18 protein-coding genes and 2 pseudogenes are annotated in these 20,672 nt (G+C 60.4%); 10 read left to right on the top strand and 10 right to left on the bottom strand.

The window, feature by feature from the left end; genetic code table 11:
* Positions 1–44: 44 nt before the first annotated feature.
* Entirely contained in the window at positions 45–212 is a 168-nt protein-coding gene (locus tag ACSQ2Z_RS21050; protein ID WP_436083224.1) for a hypothetical protein, read from the bottom strand.
* Positions 213–991: 779 nt separating this feature from the next.
* Between ACSQ2Z_RS21050 and ACSQ2Z_RS21045 the strand changes: the two genes are divergently transcribed.
* The gene (locus tag ACSQ2Z_RS21045; RefSeq protein WP_436083223.1) at positions 992–1,219 is read left to right on the top strand and encodes a hypothetical protein; all 228 of its coding nucleotides are present in this window, start codon (positions 992–994) and stop codon (positions 1,217–1,219) included.
* A 310-nt stretch (positions 1,220–1,529) separates the two neighbouring features.
* Here the strand turns inward: ACSQ2Z_RS21045 and ACSQ2Z_RS21040 are convergent, their stop codons facing one another.
* Genes ACSQ2Z_RS21040 through ACSQ2Z_RS21030 form a run of 3 tightly spaced genes read right to left on the bottom strand, consistent with a single transcriptional unit; the run spans position 1,530 to position 5,675 of the window.
* A complete protein-coding gene (locus ACSQ2Z_RS21040; RefSeq protein WP_436083222.1) occupies positions 1,530–2,621 on the bottom strand; it encodes a lipocalin-like domain-containing protein in 1,092 nt (363 codons plus the stop codon).
* Complete coding sequence (locus tag ACSQ2Z_RS21035) at positions 2,611–5,019, bottom strand: ABC transporter permease (RefSeq protein WP_436084110.1); 2,409 nt, start codon at positions 5,017–5,019, stop codon at positions 2,611–2,613. Before ACSQ2Z_RS21035 ends, ACSQ2Z_RS21040 begins: the two co-directional genes overlap by 11 nt.
* The gene (locus tag ACSQ2Z_RS21030) at positions 5,019–5,675 is read right to left on the bottom strand and encodes an ABC transporter ATP-binding protein (RefSeq protein ID WP_436083221.1); all 657 of its coding nucleotides are present in this window, start codon (positions 5,673–5,675) and stop codon (positions 5,019–5,021) included. The genes ACSQ2Z_RS21035 and ACSQ2Z_RS21030 overlap by 1 nt, the downstream gene beginning before the upstream one ends.
* Before the next feature lie 552 nt (positions 5,676–6,227).
* On the opposite strand from ACSQ2Z_RS21030, the gene ACSQ2Z_RS21025 reads away from it, so the two are divergent.
* Both ACSQ2Z_RS21025 and ACSQ2Z_RS21020 read left to right on the top strand, forming a co-directional pair.
* Positions 6,228–7,001 (top strand): TIGR01458 family HAD-type hydrolase, encoded by a 774-nt coding sequence (locus ACSQ2Z_RS21025; protein ID WP_436083220.1) that lies wholly within the window; start codon positions 6,228–6,230, stop codon positions 6,999–7,001.
* A gap of 843 nt (positions 7,002–7,844) precedes the next feature.
* Positions 7,845–8,162, top strand: coding sequence for a recombinase family protein (locus ACSQ2Z_RS21020; protein ID WP_436083219.1), 318 nt, complete (start codon positions 7,845–7,847; stop codon positions 8,160–8,162).
* A gap of 159 nt (positions 8,163–8,321) precedes the next feature.
* Here ACSQ2Z_RS21020 and ACSQ2Z_RS21015 read toward each other — a convergent pair.
* Together ACSQ2Z_RS21015 and ACSQ2Z_RS21010 are read right to left on the bottom strand one after the other, a co-directional pair.
* Positions 8,322–8,614 (bottom strand): annotated as a pseudogene (locus ACSQ2Z_RS21015) (helix-turn-helix domain-containing protein); the annotation flags it as partial.
* 133 nt (positions 8,615–8,747) lie between these two features.
* Positions 8,748–8,822 (bottom strand): annotated as a pseudogene (locus ACSQ2Z_RS21010) (metal/formaldehyde-sensitive transcriptional repressor); the annotation flags it as partial.
* Between the two features lie 256 nt (positions 8,823–9,078).
* Between ACSQ2Z_RS21010 and ACSQ2Z_RS21005 the strand changes: the two are divergent.
* The gene (locus ACSQ2Z_RS21005; RefSeq protein WP_436083218.1) at positions 9,079–10,293 is read left to right on the top strand and encodes an MFS transporter; all 1,215 of its coding nucleotides are present in this window, start codon (positions 9,079–9,081) and stop codon (positions 10,291–10,293) included.
* Positions 10,294–10,340: 47 nt separating this feature from the next.
* Here the strand turns inward: ACSQ2Z_RS21005 and ACSQ2Z_RS21000 are convergent, their stop codons facing one another.
* The gene (locus tag ACSQ2Z_RS21000) at positions 10,341–10,979 is read right to left on the bottom strand and encodes a TetR/AcrR family transcriptional regulator (RefSeq protein ID WP_436083217.1); all 639 of its coding nucleotides are present in this window, start codon (positions 10,977–10,979) and stop codon (positions 10,341–10,343) included.
* A gap of 266 nt (positions 10,980–11,245) precedes the next feature.
* On the opposite strand from ACSQ2Z_RS21000, the gene ACSQ2Z_RS20995 reads away from it, so the two are divergent.
* The 5 genes from ACSQ2Z_RS20995 to ACSQ2Z_RS20975 all read left to right on the top strand — a co-directional run bounded on the left by ACSQ2Z_RS20995 (position 11,246) and on the right by ACSQ2Z_RS20975 (position 17,010).
* Positions 11,246–11,809 carry a TRAP transporter small permease gene (locus ACSQ2Z_RS20995; protein WP_436083216.1) on the top strand — a complete coding sequence of 188 codons (564 nt, stop codon included), beginning with the start codon at positions 11,246–11,248 and terminating at the stop codon, positions 11,807–11,809.
* 10 nt (positions 11,810–11,819) lie between these two features.
* Positions 11,820–13,100 carry a TRAP transporter large permease subunit gene (locus ACSQ2Z_RS20990; RefSeq protein WP_436083215.1) on the top strand — a complete coding sequence of 427 codons (1,281 nt, stop codon included), beginning with the start codon at positions 11,820–11,822 and terminating at the stop codon, positions 13,098–13,100.
* A 60-nt stretch (positions 13,101–13,160) separates the two neighbouring features.
* Positions 13,161–14,177, top strand: a complete 1,017-nt coding sequence (locus ACSQ2Z_RS20985; RefSeq protein WP_436083214.1) for a TRAP transporter substrate-binding protein — start codon at positions 13,161–13,163, stop codon at positions 14,175–14,177.
* Positions 14,178–14,238: 61 nt separating this feature from the next.
* Positions 14,239–15,099 carry a shikimate dehydrogenase gene (locus tag ACSQ2Z_RS20980; protein WP_436083213.1) on the top strand — a complete coding sequence of 287 codons (861 nt, stop codon included), beginning with the start codon at positions 14,239–14,241 and terminating at the stop codon, positions 15,097–15,099.
* A gap of 21 nt (positions 15,100–15,120) precedes the next feature.
* Positions 15,121–17,010 carry a bifunctional sugar phosphate isomerase/epimerase/4-hydroxyphenylpyruvate dioxygenase family protein gene (locus ACSQ2Z_RS20975; protein WP_436083212.1) on the top strand — a complete coding sequence of 630 codons (1,890 nt, stop codon included), beginning with the start codon at positions 15,121–15,123 and terminating at the stop codon, positions 17,008–17,010.
* Between the two features lie 39 nt (positions 17,011–17,049).
* Here the strand turns inward: ACSQ2Z_RS20975 and queE are convergent, their stop codons facing one another.
* Genes queE through queC form a run of 3 tightly spaced genes read right to left on the bottom strand, consistent with a single transcriptional unit; the run spans position 17,050 to position 18,850 of the window.
* The gene (gene queE / locus ACSQ2Z_RS20970) at positions 17,050–17,787 is read right to left on the bottom strand and encodes a 7-carboxy-7-deazaguanine synthase QueE (RefSeq protein WP_436083211.1); all 738 of its coding nucleotides are present in this window, start codon (positions 17,785–17,787) and stop codon (positions 17,050–17,052) included.
* Positions 17,784–18,140, bottom strand: a complete 357-nt coding sequence (gene queD / locus ACSQ2Z_RS20965; RefSeq protein WP_436083210.1) for a 6-carboxytetrahydropterin synthase QueD — start codon at positions 18,138–18,140, stop codon at positions 17,784–17,786. Before queD ends, queE begins: the two co-directional genes overlap by 4 nt.
* Complete coding sequence (queC, locus tag ACSQ2Z_RS20960; RefSeq protein WP_436083209.1) at positions 18,140–18,850, bottom strand: 7-cyano-7-deazaguanine synthase QueC; 711 nt, start codon at positions 18,848–18,850, stop codon at positions 18,140–18,142. Before queC ends, queD begins: the two co-directional genes overlap by 1 nt.
* 361 nt (positions 18,851–19,211) lie before the next feature.
* On the opposite strand from queC, the gene ACSQ2Z_RS20955 reads away from it, so the two are divergent.
* A complete protein-coding gene (locus ACSQ2Z_RS20955; RefSeq protein ID WP_436083208.1) occupies positions 19,212–20,627 on the top strand; it encodes a hypothetical protein in 1,416 nt (471 codons plus the stop codon).
* Positions 20,628–20,672: the final 45 nt, after the last annotated feature.

Genomic DNA, 20,672 nt, shown 5'->3' with positions numbered 1-20,672 from the left:
ATTGTCGCTCAGCCGCTTCGATGGCGCGGGGGCGGGCGCGGTATCTACTCGCGAAGCAGTTCTTTTCGCCAAGCCATCTCATCGATCTTGTCCTGCTTGGTCGGCTTCATTTCGGAAGTGCATCGGCGATTGCTAAACACGCCATATGCGATCGCAGAACCGATGACAGTGGTTCCAACGAGCAGTGCAAACATCCAGGTAGCGTAATCCATGTCATACCTCCTTGGAGGCTATAACTGATGATGGGCGGGGAAAGTTCCTGTCTCGCCTTATCCGATCGTGCGTTGAAGGTCAGCGATGGATGGCCGGGACCGGCACGGATCGCTCCCCTCGCAAATCTGTCAGACTGCACCATATCTCTCTTAACGAGGGAATGTGGACTATGGAAAACCTTCAGCAATTCGCTTCTAGCTCCAACGGCGATCGGTGGTACCTCGGCACGGACGAGGCAACCCGGAGAACGTTCGTGCTTCACAGGGCGAACGACTCATCCGGGGGGCATGAAACGCGAACCGACGTTCAGGCTTTTCTGAATGCGGGGTCGATGAGCCCCGAGCGCCAAGCGTTGATCACACTTCTCGGCGTTGGCAACGACAAGGACGATCCAGAGCAAGAGAGCTACTCGCCCTTGTCGTAAGAGGACTTCCGAACTGGCCAACTTGTTTTGAACATAATGGCCACCTATATACCGGTCATCGGCATTGCTACTTGAGCGTCCCACCCAAATTCGCGGAAGCTCGCAATGACCGGATATCGCTTAAGACTTTTGACCACGGATGTACTGGCACTGGTGTAGAAGCGATTATGAGGAAGGTCGGTGCGGTTTCGCCCCGGCCTTTTTTGTTGTCACCTCGCTGCTCCGCGGAACTGTCGTGAAATCAGCGTTCCCCACCCTCAGCGCCGGGTATTCGATCGCAGAGATCCGGGCGCCGTAACTGATTTGCCTTCGATGGATTGCACTCCGTTTCTGTGCCTTGATAGGAGCGGGAACATGCAAAGCATCAAGGAATGGTTGGAATCTAGAATTCCGGAACTTGTGAGCTTCCAGAAACATCGCGAACAAAAGGCCGATCTTCAACTTGAAGCGAAAGCACTTTGGCTGAAGGCAGAAGCTGCCGGTTATTCCGTTGCTGAACTGAAAGAGGCATGCAACGGAGATGTTGAGCAGTATTTGCTTGATATGCAAAACATCAGCGCCAGCGCCAAAACCGCGACGTGATGGCATCTTGTCAGGCAGATCGGTTGGCGACAGTACGGAGCTGCGCTGGAAGCGTCGATAGTCCGCTCGTTTCTGGTTGCGCCGATACGATGCCGTTACCCCGTCTTGAAGCGGCACAAAACAACGTTTCAACCGTTTTGCTTTTCGAAAGGCAAATTGGTGACGCAAATGAAGATTTGGGCAATCCTTGGGCTTTCGCTGGCCACTGCCGTTTCAAACGTGGTCCCGGCACAGGCTTTCCCATCCATAGACGGTAGGGGGTTTGCCGATGAGATCGTGGTAGAGAATAACTACACACCCGACCTGCCTCTCAATATCCCGTCATTTCGAGATAGCCCCGGCCGCCATGCGTGCCCTCGAAGCGGATCGGTCCTTCCCAATAGGGCGTCCGCGTTGCCATCCAGGCCTGTGGATTTAGCGCAGTCGTCGTCACATCCAGCCCACGAGATGGCAGCTCGATACGCCATACGATAGGGATCTTGCGCCCGGCGACATCGGCCGTTTCGAGCGGCATTACCTTGAGTTCTCCCGGAGCCAGCGGCGCCGGCTTTCCATCCGCTGAAATCCAGGTAGCGGACGTGTAGCCTTGGCCGCTGTCGCGCAGTCGAAAACCCATCAACTTTTCGCCGGATTCGAAATGCAGCGAGAACCAGTCCCAACCTGTTTGATCCGCCGCAAGCGGCTGCGACGACCATTCCCGATCCAACCATGCCTGACCGGTAACAGCGATTTCCCCTTCGGGAAGCGCGAGCATACCGTCGACGGTGTAGAATGGCTGCGAGTAATAATAGCTGGCTTGCCCCGCGGCAGACTTCACCGAATATCCGCCCTGTCCCTGGGGCACGATCGGACCCTTAGCCTGAAGCTGGAGGTCATAGCGGAAGTCCTTGCCCGAGGCGTGAAGCACGGCTTCGGATAGCTCGTCGACGTTACCGCGGGAAGCCGGTGAAAGGCGCTGCATCCGCCAGTCGTCGATCCATGCCTCGAAAGGTGCGGCAGTGACGCCAGCCTGTCCGGTTCCGCCGCGGGAAAGGCGCTCGGCAAAGTAATGCTTTTCCGGCGTCGTCACCGCCGCATGCCCCATCCAGACCTGCGGGCTCGACCAGCCGTTCTTCTCGCCGGGCACAAGGCCCGAGCGGAAAAGTGTCCACTGCACGCCATATTTCGTGCCGTCAGCCGCCTCGAGGTTAGCGGTCAGATACCACCACTCGATGCGGTAGTCAGGATGCGGCCCATGATCGACCGGGAAGCTGAACGAGATACCTGGCCGGGGAACCGTGAAACCTTCCGCCGTCGTGCCGAGGCCGGCAAATCCTTGCGCCTTGACCGGGCTTCGCAAGGCGAAACCGCTCAGCACGAGAGCGATGGCGCAGAGGCATAAAAGCCAAGGCTTAGCGTTCATTGGCAAACACCTTAAGAAGGTCGGAGGGCGCAATCGCAGCCAGCCGCCGCAGCGGGATTAGCGCCGAAAGCAGGGCGGCAGCAAGCGCCAGCGCGCCGAGGCGCAGCCAGTCCGCGGGGAACAGATAAATCGGCAGCCGCCATCCGAATGCCTCGACATTGACTATAGCAAGCAGAACCCAGGCGAGGCCAAGACCGACTGGCAGTGCCGCGACCAGGGTCATGACGGCAAGAACCATCGTTCTCGCCAGTTCGAGGAGAACCAGATGTCGTCGTGTCAACCCCATCGCCCAGATCGGTGCAAGCTGCGGCAACCGCATGCCCGAAAGTGTCATCAGGCTTGCGAACATCGCCAGACCCGCGACGCCGAGCGTTAGCACATTCAACGTGGCGGTTACGGCAAACGTCTGCTCGAAGATCTGCAGCGACCGCCGCTTCAGGCTCGCCTGATCGACGAGATTTTGGGGCGGAAGATCGAACGCGTTGCGAAGCTCAATGGCGAGACCCGCCGCTTCCGGCGGCGACAGACGCAGACCATATCGAAGCCGCGACACATCCGGATAATGCGCTATCAGCGCATCGATACCGACGATCACTTGTCCCGTCGGATTGCCGTAATCGGAATAGACGCCTGCTAACAGAGTGTCCCAGTCTCCGGGCAGAAGGAGCCTGTCGCCGACAACGAGGTTGTCGCGGCGTGCTAGCTGTTCGTTGACCAGCGCAGCCTCGCCGCGCGCAACTCGATCCCAGACGTCGGGGAGCGCCTCAAGCAGTGGCCAGTTGTCACGATAGGTCGAATGATCCGCCATGCCGTAGATTTCCGCCGGTTGCTGGTTGACCACGCCATTCACGCTCCAGATCGGCAGCACCGCGTCCACCTTGGGGCGGAGCCACTGGCGCAGCGCCTGCGCCTCAATCTCGCTACGCGCGGTCACATAAAGCTCGGCGGCCAGCCGCTGATCCAGCCAGCCGGTGAAGGTCAGGCGGAAGCTCGATACCATCGTGCCCACGCCGACATTGGCCGAGAGAGCCAGGAGCAGCGCCATCAGAGCCAGCGAAAGGCCTGGAAGCTGCTGGCGTGTATCGGCCCAGAACCATTGCGCGACAGGCCCGGATGCCCATCGCTGCATCAGAGCCAGGAAGAGCGCGAGGACCACAGGCAGCAGCAGCGCAGCCCCCAGCAGCAAACCGCCAAGAACGGAAAACCCCACGACCAGCCCTGACCCCCACAGTCCGAGCCCGATCGTCGTCGCAAACAGGCCAAGAGCAGCAAATGCCCGGAACCGCAGTGCGGTTTCCGAGGCGCGCGCCCAGGCGCGCGGCTGCGCCGGCGCCAGCAACGGCATACGCCACACCCGCCAAAGGCTTTGCGCAGCGGAAACGAGCGTGCCGAACACGGCGATCCCCAGACCTGTCACCCACCATTGCGGACGCAGCGTGAGCGTGCCGGGTACGCTTGCACCATAAAGTCCCTGCAGGGTGGCCGCGACTCCCGGAAGGAGGAACGAGGCCACGAGATAGCCGATCGCCACGCCGACGATGCCGGCCACCAGCGCAAGCATGATGAGTTCGGCCAGAAGAAGACCGGTCAGAGCGCGCGCCGATAATCCTAACGAACGAAGTGTGCGAAAGGTCGGACGGCGCTGTTCGAAGGCAAGGCCGATTGCGGAATAGACGATGAAGAGGCCGACGGCGAAGGCAAGAAAGCCAAATGCGGTCAGGTTCAGATGGAAACTGTCTGTTAGCCTTGCCAGATCGCCTTGCGCATCTGGTTTCTTCAGCACCAGTTTAGGCGCGATTGCCGCAAGTGACGTGCGGTCTTCCGGCTGGTCCGGGGAGAGGATCAGCCGGCTGATCTGCCGGGGCTTTTCGAGAAGTCTCTGCGCAATCCCGATGTCTGTTATGGCGGTGCCAGGCAATATATTGGCCGAAGTGCGTATTGGCGGCAGTTGTTGACCCGACAACTGCCGCGCGGTTTCGGGCGAAACGTAGATGAGCCCCGGCGGCATGATGAACTGAAGCAGACCGTCGCCGCTTCCGAGATCGACCTGCTGCGCTTCAACCGGCAGGCTCAGCGGTTCGATGCCGATCACGTGCAACCGGGTTGCGCCGACACGTAGCTGTCCCTCGATGACGGGTGACACCAGCCACCCTGCCCGACGGAGTTCGACAAAAACGTGCTGCGGGATCACTCCGCCGTCCGCGTGCACCAGTTGCTCCAGCCGGTCCTTGCCGAGAATTGAAGCGGCGCGATCATAGCTAGCACGGGCTTCGGCATTGATCGCCTGAACCCCGGACCACAGCGCCGTCGCCAGCGACAGGCCCATCAGCAGCATGACCAGCTGCATCGGTCGGCGCCGCCAATGGGACAGCAAAGCAGACATGGCGGCGCGCCACATCACGCAATCCGTCCGGAGCGAAGGTGTACGCGGGCATCCAGTCGTTCGGCAAGCCCCATGGAATGCGTAACCATCAGCAGGGCTGCCCCGGTCTCGGCCACCAGCGATAGCATTAGCGCCAGAACTGCATCGCCGGTCGTCTCGTCCAGATTGCCGGTTGGCTCGTCGGCCAATACAAGTTTTGGCCGTGCGGCCAGAGTCCGCCCGATCGCTACGCGCTGCTGCTGACCGACGGATAGCTGTTCCGGATAGCGCATCAACAGGGCACCTAGCCCAAGCCGTTCCGTCAGTTCCGTTTGCCACACGGGATCGTACCGACCGGCAAGACGCGTATGAAAGGCAAGGTTCGCGGCAACATCCAGCGACGGGATCAGGTTGAACTGCTGAAACACCAGCCCGACCACGGAACGGCGGAGGGCTGCGCGTCCGACATCCCCGAGCCGCGAAATCTCCTGCCCGGCGATCTCAATCCGGCCGGAATCGGGTTGATCAAGGCCCGCGGCAAGGTGCAGGAGCGTGCTCTTTCCGCTGCCGGACTCGCCTGTCAGCGCAAGGCTTCTTCCGGTCTCCAGCGAAAGGTTGACGTCGTGCAGAACCTCAAGCGGACCTTCTGCAGTCTGGTAGGATTTTGAAACACTTTGCAGCACGAGGATCATGGAGCTCCTATCGTTGCCCGATCACACGCAATTCCGTCATCGATACAGGTCGAAACTCTGAGAAGCCATAAGGAAAACCACGCGCCGATTGCTTCAGCATAAAACGAGGACGCGGCCAAGGACATTATGGGCTCGAGATACCGTTGAAGGGGGCCGAAATTGATGTGAAACCGTGCGGCCGCTTATAGGAGTCGCCGTTCCGGTTGGGAGACTCACGACGGGAATCGAACTGGACCACCGACCAGCGGCGTAACGAACCTGATTTCATGCGGCCATTGATGCATCGCAGTGATGCTGGTCAGGGTGAGGAGCGTGGTTTGAGGTTATTCCGTCGTGATGTCTTCGGGTCACATCTGGGCGCCGTGCAAGACGCGAAGTACACGAACTCGATCTTTTCGATTGGTCCTGACACCATCACGCTTGTGCCCCTGGGGGTGAGATTGGCGATAAACCGTGGCCCACGGAAATCATGGCGCCTTGCTATCGGATCGATCGAGTAGCATCCGATCCACAGTCGTTGACCAACCCTTCGCGCTCATGCAGTATTCTCTCATGATCAAAGGCGTCCTGCTGGATATCTCCGGCGTGCTTTGTGATGGCTACGCGGCGATGCCTGGCGCCGTCGAGTCAATGTCGCACCTGCGCGCTGCCGAAATCTCTATCAGGTTCCTGACAAACACAACGCGACAATCCAAACGGCAGCTTATTCATCAACTCCAGTCCTTCGGCATCAGCGCGGCTCCGCACGAGGTGTTCACACCCGTTGCGGCCGCGCGTGCCTGGCTGGATAAGAACGGTTACGCGCCGCATTTGCTGGTCCATCCCGACCTTGAGGAAGACTTCGCCGATTGCCGCGCGGATGGACCAGCTGCTGTCGTCCTCGGCGATGCGGCTCAGCGGTTTACCTATGACAATATGAATGTGGCCTTCCGCGAACTGCAGAATGGTGCACCATTTCTAGCACTTGCCCGCAACCGGGTGTTCCTAGATCTTGACGGGCGTCTCAGTCTGGACGCGGGCCCCTTCGTCGAGGCGCTCGAATGTGCCAGTGGCACAAGGGCGAGGCTTTTCGGCAAGCCGTCGCCGGACTTCTTCCTCGCGGCTGTGGCGAGCATTGGTTGCGATCCGGCCGATGTCGCCATGGTTGGCGACGATGCGGAGAACGATGTCGCCGGCGCACTTTCTGCGGGTGTCGGAAAGGGCATTCTCGTTCGGACCGGGAAATATCGCCATGGGGACGAGAACAGTGTTGAGCCCGAACCATCTGCGGTGGTCGAGGATATCCGGGCAGCTGGCTGCTTCATTCTGAAGATGCGTAAGCGCTGACACTTGGATCAGAATATCGGGTCGGCGCGTTGAACCAAATAGGCGTTATGCGGCGGTAGATCCTGTATAAAACCGCGGCAGATTGTGAAGCGGCTCTAAGGCTCGCCCCCTCCCCTATTGGGCCGCAGAACCGCGGGCCCCTTTATTCGCTTCCAATTTTCATTATGCGAACTCCGATTCGATACCGCGATTTCGCGTGTGCGGTATATAGCACAGAACCCCCTAAAACCGCACCGCCCGCCGCCACCGCATTACGAACGATAATGTTTGCTTATCGGTCGTCGTGCCCATGGCTGGCAGAATGGCCGACAGGATCGACCAGAACCCTGAAAACATCGCTGGAAGACATTGCGGGCTCTCTGTCTGTTGGTCTTGATCGGCGGAATGGCCCGGAAACGCTGGATTTCTGCAGTTTTTCTCGCCTGGTTCGCTGGGCGACGTCGTCCAGGATCCCCGAATTGCGAGCAGCATTCGAAGCCGTGAACGGGCTTCGAACGACGGCGAGCCCTTCTTTCTCATGGCTGCCCTCCTTAAACCCCGCAATTGGCGCATTTCGGTCATGCAAGGCCGCAGGCGCGTTTTGTCTGCCCTCCGGTGTCGAAACACCAAATGCCCCTCCGTTGCGCTGTGCGAGGCTGCAAATCGATCGATAAAACACGCCTGCAAAGGCACCTTTTCTCATACATTGTATAACTGTAAAAAGTCGACCAGAATCGGCCCATGTCAGTGCCCTTTGACCCCCCTCCCCTACATAGCCTCGCCGTCTCGTTGGCTATGGCCGCGTTTCGACCGAGGACCAGGCCAACGACGCCAGTCGACGAACTGAAGGCCGCCGGAAAGCTGTTGCGCGAGATCGCCGCCGGCGATGTCCTCGTCGTCGTGCGCCTCGACCGCCTCGCCCGATCTGTCAGCCAACTGCTCGAGGTCATCGAGCAGATGAGAAGCGCAGCGTGCATTTCCGCTCGCTGCGCGACCCAATCGATACGAGACTCCGCAGGGGATCTTTTCCTTGCAGGTTCTGGCGGCGTCGCCCAGCCGGAGCGTGCGCTGATCGCCGAGCACCAAGGCGGGGATGAAGGCCGCCAGGGCGCGGCGCCGGTTGGCTGGCAGCCGTCCGGGCGATCGCCGCCGCGCGCGAGCGCGCCGATATCGACGATTTGATTACCTCCGCCCAGACATGGTTGCCGACGGTTCGCCGGCTGCAACACAGCTGGGACGACATCGTGCGCATCCTCAATCGCAAAGGCATGATTGGACAGTCGAACGCCTGCGACGCGGCGTGCATCGCCTGAACGCATGGCGAGGCGTCATTGATAAAACGATCGCCTCCTCGATCGCGGTCTCGATCAGCTTGGAAACGTCACGCCGGCACAGCGACAGCCGCTCGCGAACGATGCGCAATTCCTGGTGATCAGCTTCGGCCTCGGCGGCAAGCGCTCTCGCTCGCACGCGCGACGAGCGGCGCAACGCTGAAACCAAAAGCCTGTTCGATCGCCCCTCCCCTTGCGGGCATATCGCTTGCCGTTCGGGCTGTCGTTGCGGATGATGAAACCTGCGTCCACAAGCGTTGTAAGATGCCGGCGCAGTGTTGTCGGGGCCATACCGTGCGTCCGATGCCTGGATGGGCGACATGCTCGCGCAAATGATCCTCGATGATCTCGTCCACCAGCCCATTGATCGCCCCGCGCGCGGCAGCGACTGTTGCAGGACGACCGCGCATCCGGTCTCGGTTTCAAGCGCCCGCTCGATGGCGGCCACCTGGCCGGCGATGCGCCGGACCCTGGCGACGAGTTGGCCCTTGTGGGTCTGTGTGTGACTCATACTATACCCCCACCATACAGTATCCGAGCGACAGCGAAGCCGCACGTCTCACGGACCGCGGACCCAAACTAGCCAGTCATTGCAATTGAAATGTTACGGCCGTTACAGTACTCCGCAAGCTCGACTTCTACGGAGTCGCCCTGGCTGAGGACGCTATGGCGCGGTTGCGGTTTGCGAAGAACTGCTCGATGCCTACGCCCGTCGGGTCCTCGATACTCACGACGAAAACAGATGACTGACGCCCGGAGGCAATCGAGTGACGACTAACATCTCGCAACCGCAGGATGGCGTGCGGTCCATACCGGCGGGAATTTGGGCACTCGGTTTCGTATCGATGCTGATGGATATCTCATCGGAGATGATCCACGCCTTGCTACCGGTTTATATGGTGACGGTGCTTGGAACGTCGGCGCTCGCTGTGGGCATCATTGAGGGGGTCGCGGAGGCGACTGCTTCGATCACCAAGGTATTTTCCGGGGCGCTCAGCGACTGGCTCGGCAAGCGCAAAGTCCTCGCTGTCATCGGCTACGGTCTCGCCGCCCTCACCAAGCCGATCTTTCCGCTCGCGCCAACGGTTGGATGGCTCGTTGCCGCCCGTTTCATCGATCGCGTCGGAAAGGGCATTCGCGGCGCCCCGCGCGACGCGCTCGTCGCCGACATCGCTCCCCCGCATCTGCGCGGTGCGAGCTTCGGCCTGCGCCAATCGCTCGATACGATCGGCGCTTTTCTCGGACCGCTTCTCGCCATCGGCCTGATGTGGCTGACGGCAGATCACTTCCAGGCGGTATTCTGGGTCGCCGTCATCCCGGCGTTTCTGGCCGTTGTACTGCTTATCGTCGCTGTGAAGGAGCCGAAACGAGCGGAGGGATTGCGCCGCGTCCGCATGCCGTTGCACCGCGACGAACTCGGTCGCCTTGGCGCGACCTATTGGTGGGTCGTCGTTATCGCCAGCGTGTTTACCCTGGCGCGCTTCAGCGAGGCTTTCCTTGTGCTGCGTGCTCAGTCGGACGGCCTGCCGTTCATGCTCATTCCAGCCATCCTCGTCGTGATGAACATCGCCTATGCGCTGTCGGCCTATCCCGCAGGTGCATTGTCCGACCGCATGAACCGGGTCGCGGTGCTGGCAATCGGCCTTCTCTTGCTCATTGCGGCGGACGTGCTGCTCGCGCTTGTGCCCGGCATAGCCGGCCTGATTGCCGGCGTCGTGCTCTGGGGATTGCACATGGGGTTCACGCAGGGCTTGTTCGCAACCCTGATTGCCGACGCCGTGCCGCCGGAACTCCGGGGCACCGGCTTCGGCATGTTCAATCTCGTCACCGGTGTCGCGTTGCTGCTTGCAAGCGTCATCGCCGGCATCCTATGGGACATGGTGGGGCTGCAGGGCACGTTCCTGGTCGGCGCCGCTTTCTCACTTCTCGCGCTCATCGGGTTGACGCTTCTGCGCGATCGGTTGCGCAACGCTTCGGGTTAGTCCTCTGTACCCTGCTGCTTCATCCGTGCACCAAACTGACTGCCAGCTCAGCCCTTCAAATAGCTTATGACGGCATCGGCGATCAGTGCCTTGTGCCGCTTCGCCGTTTCGGGCTCGGACAGGTCACGGCGGAAGATCGTCCCGAACGTGTAGCGGTTGGATACCCGGAAGAAGCAGAAGGCGCTGATGAGCATGTGAATGTCGATCGGGTCAGCATTGCGGCGGAATACGCCCTGCGCGACACCGCGGTCTAGAATTCCTGCGATCGTCTCAATGACGGAGACATTGAGATCGCGGATAGCCTCGGAGCGCAGCATATGCGCGGCGTGATGGATGTTTTCGATACTGACCAGGCGGACGAAATCCGGGTTTGCCTCATCATGGTCGAACGTGGTGGATACCAGCGTTCTCAGTGCCTCCTCCGGCTCCAGGCTGGATAGTTTCAGGTCCTCTTCGAGCGTGCGGATCTTCCGGTACGAACGCTCAAGGACGGCGAGATAGAGCGCCTCCTTGCTGTCGAAATAATAGTAGATCATCCGCTTGGACGTGCGGGTTTTCTCGGCGATGGAATCCACGCGTGCGCCGGCGAGGCCATGGGTGGCGAACTCCTCCGTGGCAACGATCAGGATATCTTCCTTCGTTCGCTGTGGATCGTTTTTTCGTCCATTTTCTGGTCGTATCGCCATCCCTCGCCGCTTCTCCCCCGCTAGATTCCTGATTTTCAACGCGAATGGCAAACATGCCAGCGCCCGCTCCGCGTACTGACGATAGTCTTATTGAGCTTGGGCACGTCTTTCAAGTTATAGCACTTGACATCCGAACTAGTTAGTACATTTTAGAGCATGCTACGAAAGCTTGGAGGAGTGGCCGTAGCTTCCGCCGTATAGGCTGGCTGTCGTGACCGATGACGGCCATGACGCCGCGAGGCGCGGCGAACCACTTGGAGGAGCGAATGGTCCGGATAATCGAATTCTGTTTTCTGGTGCTGAAGGCCGCGATCGCGCTGCTTCTTGCGGGCATGGTCGTGCTCGTCTTCGGAAACGTCGTCCTGCGCTACGCCTTGAACACCGGCATCACCTACTCCGAAGAGCTGTCGCGCACCTTCTTTGTCTGGCTGACCTTCCTGGGCGCCGTCGTCGCCATGCGGGAGCATGCGCATCTCGGGGTCGATTCCCTGCTCAGGCGGCTGCCTGCCCGCGGTGCCAAAGCAGCGGTCCTCGCAGGACACGCGCTCATGCTGTGGGCAACATGGCTGATGATCAGCGGAAGCTGGGCGCAGGCGGTAATAAACCTGCACGTCGCCGCACCAGCCACCGGCATTTCCATGGGTGTTTTCTATGGCGCCGGCCTCGCTTTCGGCATTCCCGCCTTCCTGATCATCCTGTGGGACGCCTTTGCAGTCGCCACCGGCCGCATCGATGTTACGACGGCGGAGTTGGTGCGCGACAGCGAAGATCAAATCGCACTCGATGATGATGTCGCGCCGGCGCTGGCCCAGCCGACCGTGAAACCTTGAGGAGCGCGCCATGACCGTCACGATTTTTCTCGGTGCCCTGCTTGGCCCCATGGCGCTCGGCGTACCGATTGCCTTCGCGCTGATCATCAGCGGCGTTGCCTTGATGATGTATCTCGGCATGTTCGATGCGCAGATCGTTGCGCAGAACGTCTTGAACGGTGCTGACAGCTTTCCGCTGATGGCTGTGCCGTTCTTCCTTCTGGCCGGCGAAGTCATGAACACGGGCGGCCTATCTCGCCGCATCGTCGATCTCGCCATGACGATGGTCGGCCATATCCGCGGCGGCCTCGGCTTCGTGGCAATCTTCGCCGCCTGCATTCTTTCCAGCCTGTCCGGCTCGGCCGTGGCGGATGCGGCGGCACTGGGCGCACTGCTGTTCCCAATGATGCTGAAGTCCGGTCACGATCCGGCCCGCACCGGCGGCCTCCTTGCATCCGCGTCCATTATCGGCCCGATCATCCCGCCCTCCATCGGTTTCATCCTGTATGGCGTGGTCGGTGGTGTTTCGATCACCAAGCTGTTTCTCGCCGGCATTTTCCCGGGGTTGATGATTGCGGGAGCGCTCTGCGCCACCTGGATGATCGTGGCCCGCAAGGAGCAGTTCGCGTTGCCGGCCAAACAAAGCGGTGCGGTGCGGCTGAAGGCATTCCTCGACAGCATCTGGGCGCTCATGCTGCCGCTGATCATCATCATCGGGCTGAAGTTCGGGGTCTTCACGCCGACGGAAGCCGGCGTCGTCGCGGCGGTCTACTCGCTGTTCGTGTCGATGGTGATCTACCGCGAACTGCCGCCATCAAAGCTGTTTCACGTCTTCGTGGCCGCAGCGAAGATCACCGCGGTGGTGATGTTCCTGGTCGCCTGCGCCGCCGTTTCGGCCTGGCTGATCACGGTTGCGGACGTCCCGGGCGATCTGGCAAGGCTCGTTGAACCGCTGATGGACAATCATACGCTGCTGCTGCTTGCGATCATGGGTCTTGTCGTCCTCGTCGGCACTGCGATGGACATGACGCCGACGATCCTGATCATGACGCCCGTTTTGATGCCGATCATCAAGGAGGCGGGCATCGATCCGGTCTATTTCGGCGTCCTGTTCATCATCAACAACGCGATCGGCCTGATCACGCCGCCGGTCGGCACGGTCCTGAACGTGATCTGCGGCGTCTCCAAACTGAACATGGAAGAGCTGATGAAGGGCGTGATGCCCTTCCTGATCGCCGAACTGATCGTGCTTCTCCTGCTCGTCCTGTTCCCGCAACTGGTGACCGTCCCGGTCTCCTGGTTCGGACACTAATACCTGCAAATGCAATTCAATCGGCCGATGGGAGAACCCGGCCAAATTCGGGAGGAAGACATGTTGAATAGACTGATGAAACTGGCCCTTGGCCTTGCCGTTCCCTTCGCATTGCTCACCGCCGGTCCGGCGCTTGCCGAAATCCGCGAGCACCAGCTCAAATTCGCGGCCGCCAACAATAAAGGCCACCCGCAGGTGACCGGCATGGAGAAGTTTGCCGAACTCATCTCGGCCAAGAGCGGCGGCAAGATAGAGGTCAAGCTCTTTCCCGGCGGCGTGCTCGGCGGCGACGTGCAGACCGTTTCGGCTCTTCAGGGCGGCGTGATCGAGATGACGGTGCTGAACGCCGGCATTCTCGCGGGCAACGTCAAGGAGTTCGGCGCCGTCGATCTGCCCTTCCTCTTCAACAATGGCGAGGAAGCCGACAAGGTGATGGACGGTGCTTTCGGCACGAGCCTGATGGAGCGCCTGCCAGACACCGGCCTCGTCGGCCTTGCCTATTGGGAGCTCGGCTTCCGCAATCTCACCAACAACCGTCATCCGGTCACCAAGCTTGAGGATATCAAGGGCCTGAAGATCCGCACGATCCAGTCGCCGATCCCGATCGAGCTGTTCAACAGCCTCGGCGCCAATGCCGTGCCGCTGCCCTACACCGAGCTCTACACCGCGCTGGAGACCGGCACGGTGGATGGTCAGGAAAACCCGGCGGCCAATATCCTCAACGCCAAGTTCTATGAAGTGCAGAAGTACATGACGGTGACCCGTCACCAGTACAACCCGCAGATCGTGCTGATCAGCAAGAAGTTCTGGGACGACCTCAACGACGAGGAAAGGGCCGTCTTCCAGTCGGCCGCCATGGAAGCCCGCGACTATCAGCGCAAGGTTTCGCGCGAACTCGACGCAAAGGCGATCGCTGAGATCAAGGCGACCGGCATGGAAGTCAGCGAACTCTCGGCCGAAGAAACGCAGAAGCTGCGCGAAGCGGTCAAGCCGGTGATCGACAGGTTCAGCACCGAAATCGGGGCCGATACCGTCGCCGCCCTGTTCAAGGAACTGGGCGCCGTGCGCGGACAATAAGCTTGCCGCCGGCCTGCATAAACGGCGGGCCGGCGTCCCCCGATCAATGGAACCAGTTGAGATGACCGAGACACTCCTCAAACCGCTAAAGGCCGGATTGATCGGCGCCGGCATCCAGGCCTCACTGACGCCTGCAATGCATATGCGCGAAGGTGCAGCACAGGGCCTGTCCTATGCCTATGAGCTGATCGATCTCAACCAGCGTGGCGCGACGCCCGCGGACTTGCCGCAACTCCTGCGGGAGGCGGAGCTCAAAGGCCTTTCCGGCCTGAACGTCACCCATCCCTGCAAGCAGCTGATCATCCCTTTCCTCGATGAGCTGTCGGACGAAGCCCGCGATCTCGGCGCGGTAAACACGGTTGTGCTGAAGGGTGGCCGCCGCCATGGCCACAACACCGACTGGTGGGGTTTTGCTGAGAGCTTTCGCCGCGGCCTACCCAATGCCGACCTTTCGTCCGCCGTACAGCTTGGTGCCGGCGGTGCCGGTGTCGCCACTGCCTATGCGATCCTCTCGCTCGGTCTCAGGTCGCTGATCGTTTTCGACCGGGAGACCGACCGCGCCGAAACGCTGGCCACAAGCATGTCCGCCCTTTTTCCGGATGCGGACGTCCGTGCTGGAGGCGATCTCGCTTGCGCGATGAAAGCCGCCACCGGCCTGATCCACGCGACACCAACGGGCATGGAGAAATACCCCGGGATGCCCCTTCCCGCCGAAATGCTGGAGCCCCGCCATTGGGTCGCCGAGGTCGTTTACTTCCCCCTGGAGACCGAGCTCCTCGCTGAGGCAAGGCGGCGCGGCTGCAACACGCTCGACGGCGGCGGCATGGCTGTTTTCCAGGCCGTGGGCGCCTTTCGCCTCTTCACCGGACGCGAGCCCGATGCCGCCCGCATGCTCGCCCATTTCAAGGCTTTGACCGCCTGAGCCGCAGCCGAGGAGACCGAGATGAAGACTTCGATCGCAACCGTCTCTCTCAGTGGAGATCTGCGCGACAAGCTGGACGCCATCGCCAAGGCCGGCTTCGACGGCGTCGAGATCTTCGAGAATGATTTCCTGGTCTTTGATGAAAGTCCACGCGATGTCGGTCGTATGGTGCGCGACTACGGGCTGGAGATCACCCTGTTCCAGCCGTTCCGCGATTTCGAAGGCATGCCGGAACCATTGCGCAGCCGAACCTTCGACCGGGCCGAGCGGAAATTCGACCTGATGCAGGAAATGGGCACCGACCTGGTGCTCGTCTGCTCCAATGTCTCGTCGGCGGCGATCGGCGGTCTGGATCGGGCCGCGGCGGACTTTCATGAGCTCGGCGACCGGGCGGCCAAACGCGGACTGCGCGTCGGCTACGAGGCACTCGCCTGGGGCCGCCACATCAACGATCATCGCGATGCCTGGGAAATCGTCCGCCGTGCCGACCATCCGAACATCGGCCTCATCCTCGATAGCTTCCACACGCTCTCGCGCAAGATCGACGTTAACTCGATCCGCTCGATCCCGAAGGAAAAGATCTTCATCATTCAGCTTGCCGACGCGCCGCTGATCGACATGGATCTGCTTTACTGGAGCCGGCATTTCCGCAACATGCCGGGTGAAGGCGACCTGCCTGTGCTCGACTTCATGCGCGCCGTGGCGGCCACCGGTTATGACGGCTACCTGTCGCTGGAGATCTTCAACGACCAGTTCCGCGGCGGATCCCCCAAGGCGATCGCCCTCGATGGCTATCGCTCGCTGCTCGATCTCGGCGACCAGGTGCGGCGTGCTGAACCCGAAAGCGTCCTCGCCGTGCCGGACATGCCGGCGCGGGCTACCGTTGAGGGTGTCGCCTTCATCGAGTTTGCGATCGATGAAGCGGAAGCGCCGCAGCTTGAGGCGCTTATTGGGACACTCGGGTTCCGCAAGGCAGCGAAGCACAAGACCAAGGATGTCGCAGTCTTCCGCCAGGGGGACATAAATCTCGTAGTAAACACGGAAAGCCGCGGCTTCGCCGCCTCTTCGTATCTCGTGCATGGCACGTCCGCCTATGCCATAGGCCTGCGCGTCAACGACGCCAAAGCTGCGCACAGCCGTGCCGTAGCGCTTGGCGCCGAATCCTTCGCGCAGCCGCTCGATCCTGGCGAGATCGAAATGCCGGCCGTGCGCGGCGTCGGCGGTGGCATCGTCTATTTCCTCGATCGTAAAAGCGCGCTTGCGCGCATATGGGATGTGGAATTCGAGCCCATAGAGAATACGGCAACGGTGTCGCCGGCGGGCCTGAAGGTGATCGATCACCTTGCCCAGACCATGCAATATGACGAACTGCTGACGTGGCTGCTCTTCTACACATCCCTGCTGGACGCACACAAGACGCCGGTTGTCGACATCATCGATCCATCGGGTATTGTCCGCAGCCAGGTCGTGGAAAATTCCGCAGGATCGTTGCGCATCACCATGAACGGCGCTGAAAACCGCAATACGCTTGCCGGCCGCTTCATCGCCGAGACTTTCGGTTCCGGCATCCAGCACCTGGCGTTCAGGACCGACGATATCTTTGCGACGGCGGCAGCGCTCTCGGCGAACGGCTTTGTTTCCCTGGCGATTTCGCCGAATTACTACGACGATCTCGAAGCGCGATTCGGGCTTGATCCGCAGATGAGCGAGCAGCTGAGGATGCACAATATCCTGTACGACCGCGACACGCACGGCGAGTATTTCCAGCTCTACAGCCCGACCTTCGGCGAAGGTTTTTTCTTCGAAATCGTCGAACGTAAAGGCTATCGCGGTTATGGCGCGGCAAACGCGATCTTCCGCATTGCCGCGCTGCGCAAACATCTGAGGCCGGCCGGAATGCCGCGCACCTAGCGATCTGCTCCTTCGCAAAGGCCCGGTCGAAGGGAAAACTCAGACGCCGCGTTTGTTGCCCCAGAGCAGCACGTGCAGCTGCGGCAGCACGCGTGCTTCGAACCAACGATCCCCGGTCACCTTGTCGACCAGCCAGAGCATTCGGTCCATGATGCCATCAATATCGACCCTTGCATCGTCGTCATTTGGCGGCGGCGGCGTGTGATTGCCAGGTTGCAGATAAACCGGCAGATCGGGATAGCGCGCTGCGGCTGCTTGCGCATAAAGATAGTCGCGATCGTCGAAGACAACGACCTTCAGCGCGATCTGCGGTTTTTCGCCTGCCATTCGCAGACAGGTGTCGAACGCATCCCAATCCGTTTCCATGCCGCTTGACGGTGGTTTCGGGCTGAGCACGAGAACATCGAGATCGGCAAACCAATCCTTTGCAATGCTGCCCTGCGTTTCGAGCGCAAAACGATAACCGTCGCGATGTCCGCGCTTGATGAGCGTACCGAGTGGCTGGATCGCCGGGTTGCCACCGGATAGGGAAACCGTGAGCGGTCTATTGCCGGAAAGCCTGCTGACTTCCTGCCAAATCTCGTCGGCCGACATCGGGCGCCATTGATCGCGGTAGTCACTATCAACCGCATGCAGCGTATCACACCACGAGCAGCGGTAATCGCAGCCGCCGGTCCTGACAAAGACGGTCGGCAGGCCGATCAAGATGCCCTCCCCCTGGATCGTCGGCCCGAAGATTTCGCTGACGCGGATCTGCGCCTCGTGGGCGGCGGTCATGGCCGGTATTCCGCCCACGTCTTCGGCGTTTCGCTGACGCGCACGGCCGAGGTTTCCTGGAGACGCTCCTTGCACCAGTCATAGAAATGTTTCGCCAGGCATTCCGACGTGACCCGGTCATGGCCAAGAACGTCGTTCAGATGCCGATGGTCGAAACTGTCATCGATGTAGCTTTTGAGCGGCGCGAGTTCATGATAATCCCTGACAAAACCGTTTTCATCGAGTTCGGCGGCCGAAAGCTCCACCTCGACGATATAATTGTGCCCGTGCAGCCGGGCGCATTGGTGGTCGGCCGGAAGATGGATCAGCTGATGCGAGGCAGAGAAGTGAAATTCCTTGGTGATGCGGAACATTATTTCACCTCCTCGGCATTGAAGCCGGCAGTCGCAATCTTCCAGAAAAGCGGATCATCGTAGTCGGTTGGATCATCGACCCCTGCGAGATGAAAAGCCTCGCGCCGTTCGACGCAGGTCCCGCAACGGCCGCAATGGCGCGCTCCACCCTTGTAGCATGACCAGGTCTCGGCAAACGGCGTGCCGTTCTTTGCGCCATCGGCCACGATGTCTGCTTTGGAGGTGGTGACGTAGGGCGCATAAAGCGAAACACTTGCATAGCCATCGAGCGCCTGGTTTTGCATCGCTTGAAACGCATCGATGAAGCCCGGCCGGCAGTCGGGATAGATGAAATGGTCGCCACCATGCACGGCAACCGCAACGGCATCGGCCTTCTGCGCGGCGGCAAGGCCAAAGGCGATGGCGAGCATGATCGCGTTGCGGTTCGGAACGACGGTGGCTTTCATCGATTCCTCGGCATAGTGCCCGTCTGGAACGTCGACGTCATCTGTCAGGGCCGACCCGGTGAGATGGCTGCCGATATTCCGGATGTCGATGATCTGATGGGCGACGCCAAGCCGCTTTGCACAGGCGGCAGCGAAGTCCAGTTCCTTGCGGTGCCGCTGTCCGTAGTCGAAGGAGAGAAGGCTGACAAGCTGATGTTCCGCGGCGACCTTATGGGCAAGCGAAACGGAGTCCAATCCGCCGGAGCAGATGACGATGGTTTTCATAACGTGATATCCCTTGTTTTGACCGGGTGGGCTGCGACCGGATTTCGAGAGGTTTCTAACGCAAACACATCCCGTTGTGAAGAGCACGCTACTGCGTTGTGTGCCATTGTGGGAACAACCACAGATCAGACACAGGGTGGCCAATCTGCGTAATTTGTAATAAAGTCATTCGCGAATAACGCGAGGCGGGAAGAACATTGTCGCGTCTAATCGGGGGATGACTGGGAATCTGACGGCGACCAAACATATCCGGCTTTTCACACACTATGGCCTGCGGGTTTCTCCGCGTTCTCAAAGCGCATGACAGTTCAATTTCCACGATGAGGTTCTGCCCGGCGGCAGACGCGATCAGGAGGGAGTTATGCCAGACGAGACCAATGACTTCGCGGTCACGGCCGGTATCACCGTGTGGGAGGACGATCCCGCAAGCGGCACGCTGACCACGGTCCCTTTGCCGGACATAACCAAGCCGCCTTTCGTCTATGAGTTCGATGTGGCTGAACCGCCCCGAAGCGATCAAACCGGCACTGCGGAATTCCGGTACTGGAATGCCGCCGAGGCCCTGCGAAGGAGCGTTGATTTCTGGGAGCCGAAACTTGGAAATCGCTGGCAGTGCGGCGATATCCTTGGAGTAAACCTCGACAGGTGGGAGGAATTGGACGCCGACTACAATCGAACGTCGCTGAATTTCTACCACAGGACCCTGCCCGACCAGACGGTGGTTTACACCGGAGCAAGCCCCGATACGCTCAGCCACGAGCTGGGACATGCGATCCTGGACACGATGAAACCGGATCTTTGGGACAGAGGCGTCCCGGAGATCGCGGCCTTTCACGAATCATTCGGCGACATGAATGCCATCCTGTCGGCCTTGCAACTGCCGTCGCTGCGCACCTCCATCCTGGCCGAAACCCAAGGGCGGCTTTACTGCAATTCGCGGCTTACGCGGCTGGCGGAGCAATTCGGAATAACGCTTCATGGCGAGGATGCTCACCTCGCCGATGCCAATTGCCTGCGCAACGCCTGGAACGGCTTCAACTACTGCGACCCGTTCAGCCTTGACCCGGAAGAGCTCACAGCGTCTCTTTCGTCCAACCCGCATTCCTTTTCGCGGATCTTTACCGGAGCGTTGTTCGAGGCGCTTTGCACCTTTCTCGATTATCACGCCGCTGACAGCAGCGCACCCACGCCGGACGAACTGCTCCATGTCAGCGTGCAGATGCGGGATTTCATCGCCGCGGGCGTCAGCCGATCCACCGCCGTGACGTATTACTTTGCCGAGGTCGCCCGCCGGATGGTTGAGGAAAGCGCGCCGATCAATGCACAGTGTTCGGCAATCCTGCTGGACATCTTCGTTCGCCGTTTAATTCTTTCCGGCGAAACCGCCGCCGCCATTCGGTCGCGGCAAACGGCATCGGGCATCGCCGCCGTCAATCCTGAGGAGCCTTTCCCGCTTTCCGAACTGGTTGCAGTGTCCATTCCGGCGTTGCAGGCCGGTCTTGGCGAGCCGCTGCTTGTCGACGCGGGAGCCCGAACATCATCTTTCATTGCGCGCAGCGCCGGGCCGGACGGCAGATCGCTGGAGCCCGCCAGCCCGGAAGCGGCGGCAGCCGCCTTCGTCTCGGAACTCTTTGCCAATGATCAGATCGACCCCTCGGTATACAGCAGCCGGGACACTATTCTCCCCGACAAGCAAGATAGCAGAACCCACATGATCGTTCGGGAGGAGAATGGACTGCGCTTGCGGCGAAGGCTGTTTCATTGCGGAACCTGTTGACCGGATGCTGCACTGGATCTGTGCGCATCTACTGCATTCCAGAAA

The sequence above is a fragment of the Pararhizobium sp. LjRoot235 genome (assembly GCF_964254145.1).
Lineage (GTDB): Bacteria > Pseudomonadota > Alphaproteobacteria > Rhizobiales > Rhizobiaceae > Pararhizobium.
Note: the sequence above shows the minus strand (reverse complement) of the source record. Positions and strands in the feature narration are given on the sequence as shown.